This is a genomic window from Serratia sp. CY81684, from assembly GCF_052166595.1.
In the GTDB taxonomy this organism is placed as follows: Bacteria; Pseudomonadota; Gammaproteobacteria; order Enterobacterales; family Enterobacteriaceae; genus Serratia; species Serratia nematodiphila.
Genome location: NZ_JBJNOO010000001.1, coordinates 963,740 through 979,523 on the forward strand (window position 1 = coordinate 963,740; position 15,784 = coordinate 979,523).

A 15,784-nucleotide genomic window follows, 5' to 3' on the forward strand; every position below is an offset into this window, starting at 1 on the left:
TGACAGGTTTACGTGTCGAGGAGAGTATGCTATTCGCGTAGTTTTCCTGTTCGGCGCAATAAAAAGGCTTATTTTTAGGGGAATAGCTGTTTTCGTTATAGCGTTGGTATTTTTTATTATATGAAACGGCTACTGGCGCCGGGCGGCGATATTCTATAGTGAATCTGACCTATCGATAAATCGGCATCGCTATCTGGAGAACCTGCGTTATGGATACCCGCACTCAACGGCTCATGGCGGAGGTGATTGGCAGCCTGGCCGATCGCGAATGCTTTCTGACGCAGCTGGGGCCCTGCGCCGAGGCGTTGGGATTTGATTATTTCTCCTACATCGTGTTTTCCTGTTATCCGGCCAGCAGCCCCAAGATGCTGATCGAAGGGAATATTTCAACGAACTATCTCGAGGATTATCGGCGGCAGCGGGTATATTTGCAGGATCCGGTTATTGAGCGTGCTCACCATTCCACGCTGCAGTTTCAGTGGGACGAAAGCTTTTATCATGAGCGGCCGACGCTTTGGCGGCGTATGGCGCAATTCGGCTTGTGCGCCGGTTGGTCGCAGTCGGTCAAGGATTGCTATGGCAGGTTGGGGATCCTGACGTTTGCCGGTAAAGCGCTACCTGAGCAAACGCCGCAAGCGCGTGCGGCAAATGAAACTTTTTTCCTTTGGCTGGCGCAAACCGCCCATAAAACGCTGCGGGAGGCCTTGATATCGGTGAATGATGACGCGATAAAAGATGTGTTGACGCTGCGCGAAAAAGACATTTTACGCTGGAGCAGCGAAGGGAAAACGGCGGAAGAGATCGCGTTGTTGATGGGGGTGAGCGAGCGCACGATCAATTTCCACATCGGCAACTCGATTAAAAAGCTTTCTGTCGCTAATAAGACCGCCGCTACCGCCAAAGCGGTTTATTTACAGCTAATTTAATCTCGAGTAATAAATAATTAATCGCCTATCCGTTATCGGTGTAATGTTTATATTTTGTTAAATTAAAAACTATCCTTGTCAGTATTTACCCCTCGATCACAAAAGCGTGATAAAGCGATTCACCGCGCCCGTGCGCGGCAGTATTCTGTTGGCACCCGGTTTACATAGAAAGGACGTGATATGTACAAGACTATTTTAGTGCCGATCGATATTGAAGAGGATCTGTTGACCGAGCATGCGCTGAAGCATGTGGAATATTTGGCGAAGATGTCCGGCGCTAAAGTGCATTTCTTCCATGCGCTGCCGGATGCCTCGGCTTTTGTTACTGCCTATTCGTTCGGCCTCAAGGAGTTTGAGAATCAGGCGGAGGTGAAGGCGGTGGATAGACTGAAGAAAATCATGTCGGAAATCGATCTGCCGTTGGATCGCCTCAATTACACCGTCAGCTTCGGTTCTGCACGCGATCAGGTGTTGGAACTGGCGGAAGAGATCGACGCCGATCTGATCATCATCGGTTCGCGTCGCCCGAGCGTGAAAACCTATCTGCTGGGGTCCAACGCCGCCGCTATCGTTCGCCATGCCAATATTTCGGTGATGGTGGTCAGATAATTCATCTTAAACTCACCGTTTTCGGGCACGTTCTGCGGTTACCGGCCGGCTGCAGAGCGTGCTTTGCGTTTTATTGCCATCCCAGTCTGAACTGCTACGATTTTAGCTGACGTTTTATGCCAACCGGGCCACCAGCCTTGCGCATATTTTTCATTTCAGCCAGAAGAGGGGCAGCTATGCCATTAGAAGTCGATGGGATTATCAGAGGCGATCGGGGCAGTGAACCGAGCCGTTGGCAACATGCTTCAACCAAACCGCTTATCACGCTAACCTGGCACCACACCATTCCCTGGAACTGTTTGCGTAATGTCTGGAATGGTTTGGTGGCGGGGCAGCATTGGAACGCGCTGGACGAGTTTATGAATCTGATCGGTGTGCCAAACCGCGCCGCGGTGCTCAAACAGATCCAGAATAAAAACCTGCAGGATCGCGATGGATTACACACTCTGGTGACCTGGCAAGGATGGAATATCGTCGAGGGGCCAGGTAATGAGTATCGCGCGCAGGGGGACGATCCCGGTGAAAACTTCGACGGTTGGTCGGGTAAGGGGATGAGCACTAATCAGCAAGCGACGCTGCAGCAGGTCAACGTGTTGTATCAGGTGATGGCGCCGCTGGGAAGCCGTGCGCTGGACGCCGCCAGACAGGCGCCGCCCATTACTGCGGAAGAAGCAGACGTCTTGCAACGGACGATTAAACAGACCCGCCCAACGTTGCGAGGAAAGGAACCGATCCGGTGGCAAGAAGACATGTGGCATCAGGTGCAGCCGGGCAAAGAGGCGAAACACTTTGCACGCTGGGACACCAAACCGGTATGGCGCAAGCGCCTGCACAGCGACATGGCTCAGGCTGGATAAGCCTCTCCCCGCGCCGGGTTGCCGGCGCGGGGCATAAATCCAGCGTTAATCGCACAGCGCCACTATTTCGTCGTACAACGCCTTGGGGATTTCCACGCCGTATTGCTCGCTTTGGCGCCGTTGCCGATAACGGCGTTCGCCGGGGATGCGGGCGCCTTGCGCCTGCATATCGGCAAACATCGCCTCCGCTCCGGCGAAATATTTCGCCTTATCCGCACCGAGAAAACGCTCGGGATCCAACGCGATGACCAGCTCACCACCGTAAGGCGACGAACCGGTGCCATCGTCATAGGCCAGCGATTCCTTGCTGGTCATATCGCCGATCAGCGGCCCTGCCAGCAATTCAACCATTGCCGCCAGCGCCGAGCCCTTATGCCCGCCGAAGGTCAGCATCGCGCCCTCCAACACGCTGGCGGCATCGGTGGACGGATTGCCTGCCTTATCAATGCCCCAGCCTTCAGGCAGCGGGGTGCCGGCGCGGCGGTGTAATTCGATTTCGCCGCGCGCTGCCGCGCTGGTGGCCATGTCGAACAAAAACGGCGGCCGATCCGGACGCGGCCAGCCGAAGGCGATGGGGTTGGTGCCGAAGAGCGGTCGCGAACCGCCGGCCGGCGTCACCCAGGCGTGGCTGGGCGTGCAGGCCAAGGCCACCAACCCCTGCTCGGTCAGCGGTTCGATATCGGCCCACAGCGCGGAGAAATGCACGCAGCGGTTGATCGCCAGCGCGGCGACACCGTTGGTGCGCACTTTCTCGATAAAGGCCGGCAGAGCGGTGCGGTAGGCCAGCAGGGAAAACGCACCGCCGGCGTCGGCGCGCAAGATGGCCGGCGCCTGGTCGAGCAATCTGGGAATCGCATCGGCAGAAACCTTGCCTGCCCGCAGCGATCGCACGCAGCCCAACAGCCGGTACAGCCCGTGAGAAGCGCAGCCATCGCGTTCGCCCTGGGTGACATTTTGCGCCACCGCCTCGGCATGCGCCTGATTGAAACCGTTGCTGCGCAGCGTACGCAACGCCAGTTGATAAGCCTGTTCCAGCGACAGCACATGCATGGATGTCATTTCGATCTCCTCCCTGGGTTCATTCTTCTTCATCGCCGATAAAATTGGCCTGGGGTAAACAGGTATAGGCGCCCCAGTAGTAAATCGCCAGCGCAATCACCGCCATGGTGAGGGTGTCCCATGGATGAGCAATAGCGCTGATGCCGCCGAAGCTGCTGAGGTAGGAAAGCCCGATCACCAGCACATAGAAGACGATCAGCCACAGCGAGGACCAAATTTGCTGCCTGAGGCTAACGGCGTGGGTCGGCACCTGATTCTTGAACAGGATGTAGATGAAGAACATCAGGATCTGCAAGCCGAGCAGCCAGGAGACGGTGTCCCAGCCGGACCAGAAGACGATCAGCGCCGAAATGATAAACGACAGCGGGCCGAGCACGCAGAAACCGCGGACCCGGAACGGACGCGGCATATCGGGCGCATTGCGCCGCAGCCCGGCGGCGGTGACCGGGGCGATGGCGTAGCTCAGCACCAGTGCGGCGGACACCACGCCGATCAGTTTTTCCCAGGATGGGAACGGCAGCGTCCAGAATACCGAGAGAGCGAAGGTCAGCCACAGCGCCGGGCGAGGAATACCTGACTCGCCATCCACCCGGGTGAACAGTTTGAAGAAGGTGCCGGCGCGCGCCCAACCGTAGATCACGCGGGGCGTGGCGTTCATATAGATATTGCCGGTGCCGCTCGGCGAAACGATCGCGTCGCTGACCACCAGAAACGCCAGCCATCCCATGCCCAGCGTGATGGCGATGTCGCGGAACGGCAGGGAGAACTGTTGGCTGATGCCGGCCCAGCCGCCGCTCAGCATCTCGCTGGGGATGCTGCCGAGAAACGCTATCTGCAGCAGCACATAGATGATGGTGGACAGCACCACCGACAGGATCAGCGCGATGGGAATGGTGCGCTGCGGCCGTTGCACCTCGCTGGCGACCGAAATGATCGGCGTCAGGCCGAGGTAGGCGAAGATGATGCCGCCGGCGGAAATGGCGGCCTCAACGCCGGCGGAACCGAAGGGAGCAAAGCCCTGGCTGTGCAGGTTTTCCGGTTTGAAAAAGCTGAACAACACCACGATCACCAACAGCGGCACCAGAAACTTCAGCACGCTGATCAGGTTATTGGATTTGGCGAAGGTTTTGACGCTGTAATAGTTGAGCGCGAAGAAAAAGCACAGCAGCGCCAGCTGCACCAGCCAGCCGATCGCGGTTGGATCGCCGGAACCCGGCTGACTGAGGAACGGGAACCAGGCGGCGGCGTACTGCCGGGCGGCGACGACTTCGATGGCGATCAGGCTGGAGAAGGCGATCAGCGTGATAAACCCCAGCAGATAACCCATCAGTTCGCCGTGCGAGAATACCGGATAGCGAATGATGCCGCCGGCGCGCGGCAGGGCGGCGCCCAGCTCGCAGTAGACGATGCCGAGCAGCAGCACCGCCAGGCCGCCGATCAGCCAGGAATAGATGCCGGCCGGGCCGGCGATGGAGGAGACATGGCTGGCGGCGAACAGCCAACCGGAGCCGAAGATGGCGCCCAGACCGATGAACGTCAGGTCGGTGAGCGTAAGCTGCTTCTTGAATTTGCCTTGGGTTGTCATGGTATTACCCTTTTGTTATTGAGTGGCAGGCAGATGCGGCCGGGCTAATGTTGGGCAGGTGAAACCAGGGGATCTCGGGTGTAAACGCCGTTAACCAGTCGCAGCAGGTTGAGCGGGTTGGCGTCCTGCAGCGCCGGCGGCAACAGCGCCGCAGGGGTGTTTTGCAAACAGACCGGCCGCAGGAAACGCTCGATGGCCAGCGTGCCTACCGAGGTGCCGCGTGCGTCGCTGGTCGCCGGGTAAGGGCCGCCGTGCACCATGGCGTCGCACACTTCCACCCCGGTCGGATACCCGTTGAACAGCACCCGACCGGCTTTGCGCGCCAACAGTGTCGTCAGCCCGGCGGCCACATCGAGATCGTCGTCGTCCGCCAGCAGCGTGGCGGTTAACTGGCCTTGCAATGCCGTTAGCGCCGCATGCAGCTGCGCTTCGTTATCCACCGCCACCAGGATGCTGACCGGGCCGAAGACCTCTTGTTGCAGCAGCGGGTCAGCCTGCAGCAACAGCGCCTCTTCCGCCTGATAAAGCTGCGGCGCCGCCCGAAGCGTGGGCGTTTCGCTCCGGCCTGCGAGACGCCGCATACCTGGATGGGCATCGAGGGCCGCCAGCCCGTGGCGATAGTGCTCCAGCGTGCCGGCATTCAGCATCGGCTGCGGCTCGGCGGCGTTAACCAGGGCGCTCATCGTTTCGGTTAACCGATCGAAGGCGGCGCCGCGCAGCGCGACGATCACGCCGGGCTTGGTGCAGAACTGACCGCAGCCGAGTGTGAAGGAAGAGACCAGTTCCTGCGCAATGTGCTGCCCGCGCCGCGCCAACGCCTTGGGCAGGATCACTACCGGATTGATGCTCGACATTTCTGCGAAGACCGGTATAGGTTGAGGGCGTTGCATCGCCAGATCGAAGAGCGCCCGGCCGCCTTGCAGCGAGCCGGTGAATCCCACGGCCTGAATCGCCGGATGTTGTACCAAATCGGCCCCCACGCGGTTGCCGAAGATCATGTTGAAGACGCCGGCGGGCATCCTTGTGCGTTCCCGAGCGCGCTCGATCGCCTGAGCGGTCAGCTCGGCGGTGATCATATGGCCGCTGTGCGCCTTGAACACGACCGGGCAGCCGGCGGCGAGCGCGGCGGCGGTATCACCGCCCGCGGTGGAAAACGCCAGCGGGAAGTTGCTGGCGCCGAAGACCGCCACCGGGCCGAGCGCCGTGCGGTATTGCCGCAGATCGGGGCGCGGCAGGGGGGAACGCTGCGGCAGCGCGCAGTCGATGCGCACGCCCTCGACGTCGCCGCGCCGCAGCAGCGTGGCGAACAGCCGCATCTGGCCGCTGGTTCTGGCGTGTTCGCCGCTCAACCGCGCAGGCGGCAAGGCCGTTTCCTGCATGGCGAAGGTGAAGAAAACATCATCTAATGCGTCTAACTCTTCGGCGATGGCGTCGAGAAAGTTCGCGCGTTGCTCTGCACTGAGCTGTGAATAGGGCGCAAAGGCTGCTGCGGCGGCTTCTGCGGCGGCGGCGGTTTCTGCCGCCGTGGCCTGGTGGAAGTGGTAGCCGGTTGGCTGACCGTCGTCGGCGCGCAGGCTACACAGCGACGCTTCCCCTTCGGCGCGGCGTTGGCCGCCGATAAATTGTTGGCCGCTGATGGCGGCGTAGCGATCGTTGGGCATCGGTTCCCCCGGTAGATAAAGCATGACGCCCGGCATGGCCGGGCGGTGAAGGCGTCACAGGCCGACGTTCGGCAGCGCAGGGCGGGTGGCCAGCGCTTTATCGATCACGGCGTTGATCTCGGTGAGCGTTTCTCCCTGCAGCGCCAGGCGCGGAGGGCGAGTGACAGCGCTGCCGCGGCCGACCCGCTGTTCGCAGAGTTTGATGCACTGCACCAGATCGGGGCGGGCATCGAGGTGCAGCAGCGGCATAAACCAGCTGTATAGCGCCAACGCTTCCTCATAGCGTTTTTCCTTCGCCAGCCGGAACAGGGTTTCCCCTTCGCGCGGGAAGGCATTGGACATGCCGGAGATCCAGCCTTGCGCGCCGACGGCGATGCTTTCCAGCACCACATCGTCCAATCCGGCGAACAGCACGAAGCGATCGCCGACTTCATTGCGCAGATCGATAAAGCGGCGGGTATCGCCCGACGAGTCTTTGAAGCACACGATGTTCTCGCAGTCGACCAGCGAGGTCAGAATGTCTGGCGTGACGTCATTTTTGTAAATGGGAGGGTTGTTGTAGACCATTATCGGCAGATCGGTCGCGCCAGCGACGCTGCGGAAGTGCGCGGCGGTTTCGTGCGGTTTGGCGGAGTAGACCAGCGCCGGCATCACCATAATTCCGTCGACGCCGGCCTTTTGCGCTTCACGCGCCATGTTCTGCGCGAAGGCGGTGGTGAACTCGGCGATGCCGGCGATCACCGGCACTTTACCCTCGGCGGCGTCTTTCGCCACTTCGATCACCGCCAGCTTTTCCTGCACTGTCATCGAGGTATTTTCACCGACGGTGCCGCACACCACCAGGCCGGAGACGCCGTCGCGCACCAGGTTTTTGATCACCGTATGGGTGGCGTCGAGATCCAGAGAGAAATCGTTGCGAAATTGGGTCGTCACCGCCGGGAATACGCCGCTCCAGCTTAGGGTTTTATGGCTCATCGTGTTTGTCCTGTCGTCCGAAAGTGTTAATGAAAAGTGAATCTTTGGTAAGGCTCACCGACAGATTGACCGGTATTGCGCAGGGAGGCTTGACGCTTTTCGCCGATTGCCGCGACGAAATTGGCACAATAGCGGCGGAAAGCGGGCGTGAAAAATCGGGCGTCGGTACGCCGTGAGAAGCGAGGGTTAACGGGGTAAATCAGCGCGTTAAGCGGAAAGCGTCAGGCGAAAATCGCGCGGCGTGGAGCCGGTCATCGCTTTGAACTGACGGCTGAAGGCGCTGTGATCGGTATAGCCGCACTGCAGCGCGATGTCCGTGATCGGCAGATCGCCGGCCAGGAGTTCCGTGGCCTTTTCCAGCCGCACTTTGTGGATCATCTGGCGCGGGGTGAGGTGGAAGATACGTTTGCAGTAGCGTTCGATCTGCGCCACCGATAACCCGGTAAGCGCCGTCAGCTCTTCAAGCGCGATCGGTCTGGCGTAGTGGCGGCGGATATGCACGTCGATCGCCGCCAGCCGCTGGTAGGCCGGGTGATTGGCTCTGGCCTCCTGCAGATCGTGAGAAATACCCGCCATACCGATGATTTTTCCCTGCGCGTCATACAGCGCCAGCTTTTGCGTCAGGCACCAGCCGGTTTCTCGGCCGTTGTACAGGTGCATTTCCAGCTGATCCTGGATCAGCACGCCGTGGCGCAATACCCGCAGATCCTGCTCGGTATAGCCTGATCCGAGCTGAGCGGGAAAAACGTCGGCGGAGGTTTTGCCCAGCAGCGGCGTGACGGTTTTGAAACCGCAGCGCCTGGCCAGCGTCAGGTTAGCCAGCAGGTAGCGAGCCTGGGCGTCTTTGATAAAGAACACCACGTTGGGGATCGCGTTCAGCAACGGCGCGATCAGCGCCAGCGTATTCAGCAAATCGCGCAGGTTGTTCGGGCGCTGCTGCGCCAGCCCGTCGCACAGGCGCGACAGATGTTCGACGGCAAAAACGTCCTCCTGCTCCGGCAGCCCCACAAGCGAAGGCGGCGAGAGAGAAACCGGAGGCGGGTAGTCTGAAGTGGATCGCATAACAGTCCCTTTTCGGTCGTTAGCCGGAAAAACAGGCGAGCCAGGTTGGCGCTTTCGCATCAATATTAACTTTTTTGTAACGAAGCAAGCGCTATTTCCGGCGGGCTGCCAAATATGCGGATTGCCGCATACTTTTGCCGGACGGTGTTTGGTGATTGCTTGAAAACTGCGGCGTTTCTCGCTACGCAAGGGTTTAGCATAAAAATAACGACATGATAAATAAGTCATTATTATGACAACCGTTAAACTCATACCCGCGACGCGTCAGGCCTGACGTTTGTCACTGTGCTGATTTCTTCATTCGCTGCGCCGAAACGCATCAAGCCGTCATGCTCACATTCGTTCAGGCTAATGCCATTGGTAACATCTCATTAACCCAGGAGACGCCGATGGCACTTTCTGCGCATATCACCGCTTTGCGGGCGATCGATTCTCATACCGGCGGAGAGCCGACCCGCCTGATCGTGGAAGGTTTTCCCGATCTCGGCGAGGGTAGCATGGCGGAACGGCGGGCGCGTTTCGCACAACATTATGACGATTGGCGCTGCGCGGTGATGCTCGAACCGCGTGGCAATGACGTGCTGGTGGGGGCGTTGCTGTGCCGCCCCTGCTCGCCACAGGCCACCGCCGGGGTGATCTTCTTTAACAACAGCGGCTATCTGGGCATGTGCGGGCACGGCACTATCGGGCTGATCGCTTCGCTGGCTCATCTGGGGCGCATTCACGCCGGGCGCCACCTGATCGAGACCCCGGTCGGCCCGGTAAGCGCCACACTGCATGATGACGGCAGCGTCACGGTGGAGAACGTGGCGGCTTATCGCTATCGCCGCCAGGTGCGGCTTGAGGTTGCCGGTCACGGGCCGGTGACGGGTGACATCGCCTGGGGGGGCAACTGGTTCTTCCTGATCGGCGAGTCACCGTTGCCCATCGATAAACACAATCTGGAGGCCTTGACCGCGTTCACCTGGGCGGTGCGGCAAACGTTGGAACAGGCGGGCATCCGCGGTGAAGACGGCGGTGCGATAGACCATATCGAACTGTTCGGTGACGATCCGCAGGCCGACAGCCGCAGCTTCGTGCTGTGCCCCGGCAAAGCCTATGACCGTTCTCCGTGCGGTACCGGCACCAGCGCCAAACTGGCGTGTCTGGCGGCGGACGGCAAACTGCCGCCGGACACGCAGTGGCGGCAGGCCAGCGTGATCGGCAGCGAATTCCAGGCCTATTATCGTTGGAACGGCGATCGCATTGCCCCCTTTATTCGCGGGCAGGCCTATGTGTGCGCCGATAGCCAACTGCTGCTCGACGAACGCGATCCCTTCGTCTGGGGGATACGCTGATGGGCGCCGAGCGGGGAGCCGATGTCATCGTGGTCGGTGCCGGTATCATCGGCGCCGCTTGCGCCTGGCGGCTGGCGCGGGAAGGGTATCGTGTCTCGGTCGTGGACGATCGCCGCGCCGGCGCCACCGCCGCCGGTATGGGGCATCTGGTTTGCATGGACGATAATCCTGCCGAGCTGGCGTTGAGCGCTTATTCGCTGCGGTTGTGGCGCGAAGTGACGGGGCGCATGCCGGAAGCCTGCGCCTGGCGTGGCTGCGGTACGCTGTGGTTGGCGGATCAAGCGGATGAAATGGCCATCGCCGAGCAAAAGCGGGAGCGGCTGGCGGAGCAGGGCGTGGCCGCGGAACTGCTGACGGCAGAGCAGATCGCCGTCATGGAGCCGATGCTGCGGCACGGCCTAGCCGGCGGACTGCGGGTGCCGGGCGACGGCATTCTGTATGCGCCGCTCGCGGCTAGCTGGCTGTTGGCCGACGGTGGTGCGGCAATTGACGTGGTGCATGGTGAAGCGACAGCGTTGGAAGAGGAAGCCGTGCGGCTGGCGGACGGCAGGCGTCTGGCCGCGCCGGTGGTGGTCCTGGCCTGCGGCCTTAGGGCCAATAGCCTATTACCACCGACTTTGCTGCACGCCAAGAAGGGCCAGCTGGCGATCACCGATCGCTACCCGCCGCGGGTGCGGCATCAACTGGTGGAGCTGGGGTATGGCGCCAGCGCGCATGCCAGTAACGGCACGTCGGTGGCTTTCAATGTGCAGGCGCGGCCCACCGGACAATGGCTGATCGGCTCTTCCCGCCAGTTCGACGCCGTCGATTCGGCGTTGGACATGCCGCTGTTGGCGGCAATGCTTACGCGTGCGCAGCATTTCTTGCCCGCACTGGCGCAGATGAACATCATTCGCTGCTGGACCGGGTTGCGCGCCGCCTCTGCCGACGGGCTGCCGCTGTTGGGCGTGCATCCGCGGCATTCCTGGCTGTGGCTGGCGCTGGGGCATGAGGGATTGGGCGTCACGACTGCGCTCGGCAGCGCTGCGCTGATTACTGCGCAGATTGGCCGGCAAACGCCGGAGATTGACGATTCCCCGTATTTGGCTGCGCGGGCGTTTGCCGCCGAGGAGTTGCCTGTATGAATGAAAGACAAAATACGATCGCGTTGAGCATCGATGGAGAACACCGGCGGGTGCCGGTTGGTCTCAGCGTTGCTGCGGCGCTCAGCCTGTGCGGCGACGATCGTTGTCGGTTATCTGTTTCACACCAACCGCGGGCTCCCTTTTGTGGCATGGGCGTTTGTCAGGAGTGCCGGGTGACCATTAACGGCCTGCGTCGCCTGGCGTGCCAAACGCTGTGCCAAGCCGGCATGCGCATAGAGAGGAACGATGATGAGTAACTTCAGTTGTGAGGTGCTGATCGTCGGTGCCGGGCCGGCCGGCATGGCGGCGGCGCTGGCCGCTGCGGAAAGTGGTGGCCAGGTGCGAATGATTGATGATAATCCGCATCCCGGCGGGCAAATCTGGCGCGACGGGATGCAGGTGGCTTTACCTGAAACGGCGAACCGCTATCGGCAGGCGGTGGCGGCGCGGGAAAATATTGCGCTGCAGTCTGGCTGCAAGCTGGTGGCGCAGTGTGGTGCTAACCGATTGGCATATGAAGACGCCGAGGGCTGCGGCGTGATTCGCTATCAAAAGCTGATTTTATGCAATGGCGCGCGTGAACTGTTGTTGCCGTTTCCCGGCTGGACGCTGCCGGGGGTGACCGGCGCCGGTGGTCTACAGGCGCAAATCAAGCAGGGGTTGGCGATCCGCGGCGAGCGAGTGGTGATCGCCGGCAGTGGTCCGCTGCTGTTGGCGGTGGCCGACAGCGTGAAACAGGCCGGTGGAGAGGTGGTCATGTTGGCGGAGCAGGCGCCGCTTTGGCGGTTGGCGGCGTTTGCCGGCGGCCTGTGGCGCTGGCCGGCCAAGCTGCGTCAGGCGTTTTCTCTGATGCCGCATTGTTACCGTGCCGGTAGCCGAGTGCAGGCGGCGTTGGGGCAAGAGCGCTTGGCGTCGGTGCGTGTCAATAACGGCGGGCGGGAAAGAACGATCGCCTGCGACAGGCTGGCCTGCGGTTTTGGTCTGGTGGCGAACATTGAGCTGGCGATGCTGCTGGGGTGTCGGATAGAGCATGACGCCGTAGCGGTGAATCATTGGCAGCAAACCAGCCAGGTGCAAATTTTTGCTGCCGGGGAGTGTACCGGCATCGGCGGCAGTGAATTGGCGCTCACTGAAGGCGCCATTGCAGGTTATGCCGCCACCGGGCAGCGGGAAAAGGCAGAGCGCCTGGCGGCGCAGCGGCGGCGGTGGCGGCGTTTCGCCACGGCGGCGGCAAGTGCCTTCGCACTCGATGATCGCTTGAATTCGCTAGCCAATCCGCAAACGTTACTGTGCCGCTGCGAAGACGTTACGTTGGAACAGGTACGCCATCAGCCGGATTGGAACACGGCTAAGATGAGCAGCCGCTGTGGTATGGGGGCATGCCAGGGTAAAGTCTGCGCAACGGCGGCGAGGCAGCTTTTGGGCTGGCCTTTACCGTCGCCGCGTGTGCCTTTAACGCCGGTCAGGACAGAAACGCTGGTTGCGCTGGGGCTGAACCGATGTGATGACGATGGTTGAATGGGTTAGCGGCATCTCGCCCCAGGCAAACGCCGCCACATTACCATTGCGGCCAATAGTAGGTTTTCTCCCGCCAGCCTTTGCCGTACATACAGGCTTCGATGGTGGCGTCTCGGGCGGACTGATTGCGATCGGTCTGCACTGTTTTAATCGACGGCTCCTTGTCGTAGCGGTATCCCGATGGACAGTCTTTCTTATTCTTCTCGCAAGGAATGTATTTGTTTTCGTAGCTGAACTCCACGTCCCGCACCACGTCCGGGGGGAAGCGATCGTATCCGCGGCTGCGGCATTCGGCATATTCGGCATTCCGGGTACTCTCAACCGCGCCAGGCCTTTCCCATTGGGTGCAGGCGGTCAACATCAATAACGGCAAAACAATCAAACAACGGCAATTCTTCATGGTGTCCCTAACTCTTTCTCTATCCTGAGGCTCGCAGCCTAGGAATGTTCCTAACTGACGAGGTAGGAAAGTGTAATAAACTGGCGGAACAATTGGAAATGATAATGGTTATTGTTTAGGTGTGATTGAGGAAGTGCCGCGTTGAGAGAGGATGTGGCGCATTGAGGGCAGTCTGTAAGGATCCGCGACCTCACGGCGAGGGCTGGACGATGTGGCATTGATTTTATTCATTCTCTTTATGCCGCAATGATCCGACCGCAATTGCATCGTTTTAATGAGGGAAATAATATGCAAGCTAAGCATTTTCTTATGCTGGTATGACTATTATTTTTATTTAGGATATTTACCCATGCCAAGGATTTAATGCTCAGTATTAATACCTTATTTTTTTATTTCTGTTTTTTTATTGGGGTTTTATTTTCAGGTTTTTTCTGGGGAAGACTTTTTAGTTACAGGGAATTCATTTGCATTTTAAATTTGGATTTTTTAAATTCATTTTAGAGGAAGGATAACCGTACGCGACAGAGTCAAAAAAGGAGTTTATTTTGTCTGGGATAAAGAAAACGCCTGAAAGTCATGACGGTTTACCTTCACCATCAGAGGATTATGATACTTTTAAGCACCTCTCCGATGTTGGCGCCGTGTTGGGATATGGGCGAACCCGCTTTTATCAGTGGTGCCGTGGGCGCGGATTTCTAACCCCGATGAACGTTCCGTCCCATGAAATGATCAGCCTGGGATATATGGTGGCGGTGTTATCAGAGACCGGTCATACCCGGGTTTATGTCACGCAGGATGGTTTCAGTTACGTCAGTGGTGCTTTTGCGGCAGATATCCAACGTGGCATGATCAAGTTTTAAATCTGCAAGAATCGCCTTTATTTCAATGGCTTTAATGCAGAATCTTCTTATCCCTGCAGGTTCGTGATCGGAGTGGGAAGTTATCCGATTTTTTCGTCTCTGCGGTATGAAGGCTACTGGAGACAGCTATTCTCTTGCTACGATGAGCATTATTTTCTTCAGGAGCCAAGGATGAAGCATTACGCCGCGTTGTTATTTGCCTCTGCACTGCTGACGGGGTGTGCGACTCAAGCCGTACCGCCGCAACAGGCTGAGTTGCCCCCCCCAAGCCGTCTGATGCTCTATCAGAATATCCCGGATACGCCTTACGCTACGGTGGTCGTGGTGCGCGACAGCGGAATGCTGGCGGGCAGCTGCCGCACTGGCGTCTATGTGAATGGGGAGTTTGCCGCTTCACTCGAGGCAAAAGAAAAAGCAGAGTTTCGCGTGCCGCCAGGCAATATTTCGGTCAGTATCGGGCAAGATATGATCGAGAACTCTCTATGTATTTGGCGTGAAACCAGCGGCAGCGTGCCGATGACGCTGCGCGCCGGTGAAAGCCGCTATCTGCGCATCGCCGGCGATCGGCAGCGAGGCTTCGTGTTGCAGGCAGGGCGGCCGTAACAGCCCAGGCAAGGGCGTTAACGCCCTTGCCACCATCCCCACAGCGTAATTAATAGCCACGCCGCCGCAATCCAGCACAGTACCGCCGCACCCAGCGCTAACGACAGCCGCAGGCTGTTAATCAGGAAATACAGCGAAATCAAATATACCAGGTAGGGCAATACCGCCCACATGCCGAAAATCAGCGTCGTTTTCAGTGCCGCAATTGAACGTTCGCTGCCGACAATGTAATGCGCAATCAGGGCGAAAGTGGGAAATAGCGGGACTAAACCGGCGATATAATAGTTGCGCGTTTTGGCCAACAGGCCGATTAGAACCACGACCAGCGCGCCGATCAGCGCTTTGACAAGGATGCCCATAACGGTCTCGGGTGTGGGGGAGAAAGTCAACACACTGCCCGAAAGCACGTGCAAGATCAATGGGGTGTGGCGTAGCGTGGTGAAAAGCAGACCCACAAGAAGTGCGGGTCTGGGGCGCAACGCTTACTGACGGTATGCGTGCTTGATTTGCTGAATGCTGTTCTTGAAGATTTCTGCCTGAGTCGGATCTTCAATCTGCGCGATGAAACGTTCCATGTTGATGATGACTTTCCCGGCGTCGGCCTGGCCGATCGATTTCAAGATCAGCGTCAGCGTAGCTTTGAGGCAGGCAACCTCGGTCGCCAAGATTTCCGGGTTTGCAGACGTAGTGAAATCAACGTTGCTCATTTTCTCTCCTGATTTTTTGAGGCCGTAGCCTGATACAAGCTGCTTTGGCGCACCGCGCGCGGGCTAAAAAGTAGCCCCGGGCGCGGCGGCGAATTTAACTGGGCGCGGAGTATAGCATAGCATGAGTCTGTCATCTGCACCGGGCTTGCTCAGGTCTCGCGGGTGGGCAACGTTCGCTCATTGCCTGTCTGAATCATCTACTCTCGGCAAGTTATTTCGAGGTGGTTAACAAGTATTTTTCCGGTACGTTATTGTTGAACAATCGGGGTTATTATAATTATTGGGGGCGGAGGCGCCGATTTTACCGGCGTTTGCCGGGAATAATAGTTTCGACCGAGGGTTGCCGGACCCACGTTGGCCGCAGATTTTGTTACGCCTTTAAATATCAAATGATTACAAACAGCCAACGGCCGTGTTAATATTATTCATGTCGTGATTGCTTACACAGATTTCTCCCTCGCGGCATGATTGTCGCGCTATCCTGTGTCAGACACAGCGCGA

The 15,784-nt window shown here is 58.9% G+C and carries 18 protein-coding genes; 10 read left to right on the plus strand and 8 right to left on the minus strand.

Annotated features, from left to right (window positions below; all coding sequences use genetic code 11):
- Window positions 1-209: 209 nt before the first annotated feature.
- From ACJ8QF_RS04675 to ACJ8QF_RS04685, 3 genes are all read left to right on the plus strand, one after another.
- Window positions 210-926, plus strand: a complete 717-nt coding sequence (locus tag ACJ8QF_RS04675) for a LuxR family transcriptional regulator (protein WP_004927994.1) — start codon at window positions 210-212, stop codon at window positions 924-926.
- Window positions 927-1,106: 180 nt separating this feature from the next.
- A complete protein-coding gene (locus ACJ8QF_RS04680; RefSeq protein WP_004927993.1) occupies window positions 1,107-1,535 on the plus strand; it encodes a universal stress protein in 429 nt (142 codons plus the stop codon).
- Window positions 1,536-1,711: 176 nt separating this feature from the next.
- Window positions 1,712-2,392, plus strand: a complete 681-nt coding sequence (locus ACJ8QF_RS04685; RefSeq protein ID WP_004927990.1) for a hypothetical protein — start codon at window positions 1,712-1,714, stop codon at window positions 2,390-2,392.
- Between the two features lie 45 nt (window positions 2,393-2,437).
- On the opposite strand, the gene ACJ8QF_RS04690 is transcribed toward ACJ8QF_RS04685, so the two are convergent.
- From ACJ8QF_RS04690 to ACJ8QF_RS04705, 4 genes are read right to left on the minus strand one after another with little or no spacing between them, the layout of a single operon-like run.
- Window positions 2,438-3,451: an Ldh family oxidoreductase gene (locus ACJ8QF_RS04690; RefSeq protein ID WP_442537305.1), complete on the minus strand. Its 1,014-nt coding sequence runs from the start codon at window positions 3,449-3,451 to the stop codon at window positions 2,438-2,440.
- Window positions 3,452-3,470: 19 nt separating this feature from the next.
- A complete protein-coding gene (locus ACJ8QF_RS04695) occupies window positions 3,471-5,036 on the minus strand; it encodes an APC family permease (RefSeq protein ID WP_442537306.1) in 1,566 nt (521 codons plus the stop codon).
- A gap of 44 nt (window positions 5,037-5,080) precedes the next feature.
- Window positions 5,081-6,697, minus strand: coding sequence for an aldehyde dehydrogenase (NADP(+)) (locus tag ACJ8QF_RS04700; protein ID WP_442537307.1), 1,617 nt, complete (start codon window positions 6,695-6,697; stop codon window positions 5,081-5,083).
- 54 nt (window positions 6,698-6,751) lie between these two features.
- Window positions 6,752-7,672 carry a dihydrodipicolinate synthase family protein gene (locus ACJ8QF_RS04705; RefSeq protein ID WP_004927979.1) on the minus strand — a complete coding sequence of 307 codons (921 nt, stop codon included), beginning with the start codon at window positions 7,670-7,672 and terminating at the stop codon, window positions 6,752-6,754.
- A gap of 29 nt (window positions 7,673-7,701) precedes the next feature.
- Between ACJ8QF_RS04705 and ACJ8QF_RS04710 the strand changes: the two genes are divergently transcribed.
- A complete protein-coding gene (locus ACJ8QF_RS04710) occupies window positions 7,702-7,848 on the plus strand; it encodes a hypothetical protein (RefSeq protein ID WP_154612852.1) in 147 nt (48 codons plus the stop codon).
- Between the two features lie 31 nt (window positions 7,849-7,879).
- Here the strand turns inward: ACJ8QF_RS04710 and ACJ8QF_RS04715 are convergent, their stop codons facing one another.
- Window positions 7,880-8,734: an AraC family transcriptional regulator gene (locus ACJ8QF_RS04715; protein ID WP_031300114.1), complete on the minus strand. Its 855-nt coding sequence runs from the start codon at window positions 8,732-8,734 to the stop codon at window positions 7,880-7,882.
- Between the two features lie 389 nt (window positions 8,735-9,123).
- On the opposite strand from ACJ8QF_RS04715, the gene ACJ8QF_RS04720 reads away from it, so the two are divergent.
- The 4 genes from ACJ8QF_RS04720 to ACJ8QF_RS04735 are packed head-to-tail and all read left to right on the plus strand — an operon-like array spanning window position 9,124 to window position 12,713.
- Window positions 9,124-10,071, plus strand: coding sequence for a 4-hydroxyproline epimerase (locus tag ACJ8QF_RS04720; protein WP_015377398.1), 948 nt, complete (start codon window positions 9,124-9,126; stop codon window positions 10,069-10,071).
- The gene (locus ACJ8QF_RS04725) at window positions 10,071-11,195 is read left to right on the plus strand and encodes an NAD(P)/FAD-dependent oxidoreductase (protein ID WP_442537308.1); all 1,125 of its coding nucleotides are present in this window, start codon (window positions 10,071-10,073) and stop codon (window positions 11,193-11,195) included. The genes ACJ8QF_RS04720 and ACJ8QF_RS04725 overlap by 1 nt, the downstream gene beginning before the upstream one ends.
- Window positions 11,192-11,452, plus strand: a complete 261-nt coding sequence (locus ACJ8QF_RS04730) for a (2Fe-2S)-binding protein (protein WP_004927966.1) — start codon at window positions 11,192-11,194, stop codon at window positions 11,450-11,452. The genes ACJ8QF_RS04725 and ACJ8QF_RS04730 overlap by 4 nt, the downstream gene beginning before the upstream one ends.
- A complete protein-coding gene (locus ACJ8QF_RS04735) occupies window positions 11,445-12,713 on the plus strand; it encodes an FAD-dependent oxidoreductase (RefSeq protein WP_442537309.1) in 1,269 nt (422 codons plus the stop codon). The genes ACJ8QF_RS04730 and ACJ8QF_RS04735 overlap by 8 nt, the downstream gene beginning before the upstream one ends.
- Before the next feature lie 40 nt (window positions 12,714-12,753).
- Here the strand turns inward: ACJ8QF_RS04735 and ACJ8QF_RS04740 are convergent, their stop codons facing one another.
- Window positions 12,754-13,113, minus strand: coding sequence for a hypothetical protein (locus ACJ8QF_RS04740; protein WP_004927961.1), 360 nt, complete (start codon window positions 13,111-13,113; stop codon window positions 12,754-12,756).
- 545 nt (window positions 13,114-13,658) lie between these two features.
- On the opposite strand from ACJ8QF_RS04740, the gene ACJ8QF_RS04745 reads away from it, so the two are divergent.
- Entirely contained in the window at window positions 13,659-13,973 is a 315-nt protein-coding gene (locus ACJ8QF_RS04745) for a hypothetical protein (protein ID WP_033633390.1), read from the plus strand.
- A gap of 171 nt (window positions 13,974-14,144) precedes the next feature.
- Complete coding sequence (locus ACJ8QF_RS04750; protein WP_028128013.1) at window positions 14,145-14,576, plus strand: hypothetical protein; 432 nt, start codon at window positions 14,145-14,147, stop codon at window positions 14,574-14,576.
- A 17-nt stretch (window positions 14,577-14,593) separates the two neighbouring features.
- Here the strand turns inward: ACJ8QF_RS04750 and ACJ8QF_RS04755 are convergent, their stop codons facing one another.
- Together ACJ8QF_RS04755 and ACJ8QF_RS04760 are read right to left on the minus strand one after the other, a co-directional pair.
- Window positions 14,594-14,935, minus strand: coding sequence for a GlpM family protein (locus ACJ8QF_RS04755; RefSeq protein WP_004927953.1), 342 nt, complete (start codon window positions 14,933-14,935; stop codon window positions 14,594-14,596).
- A gap of 123 nt (window positions 14,936-15,058) precedes the next feature.
- The gene (locus tag ACJ8QF_RS04760) at window positions 15,059-15,283 is read right to left on the minus strand and encodes a DUF2594 family protein (RefSeq protein WP_004927950.1); all 225 of its coding nucleotides are present in this window, start codon (window positions 15,281-15,283) and stop codon (window positions 15,059-15,061) included.
- Window positions 15,284-15,784: the final 501 nt, after the last annotated feature.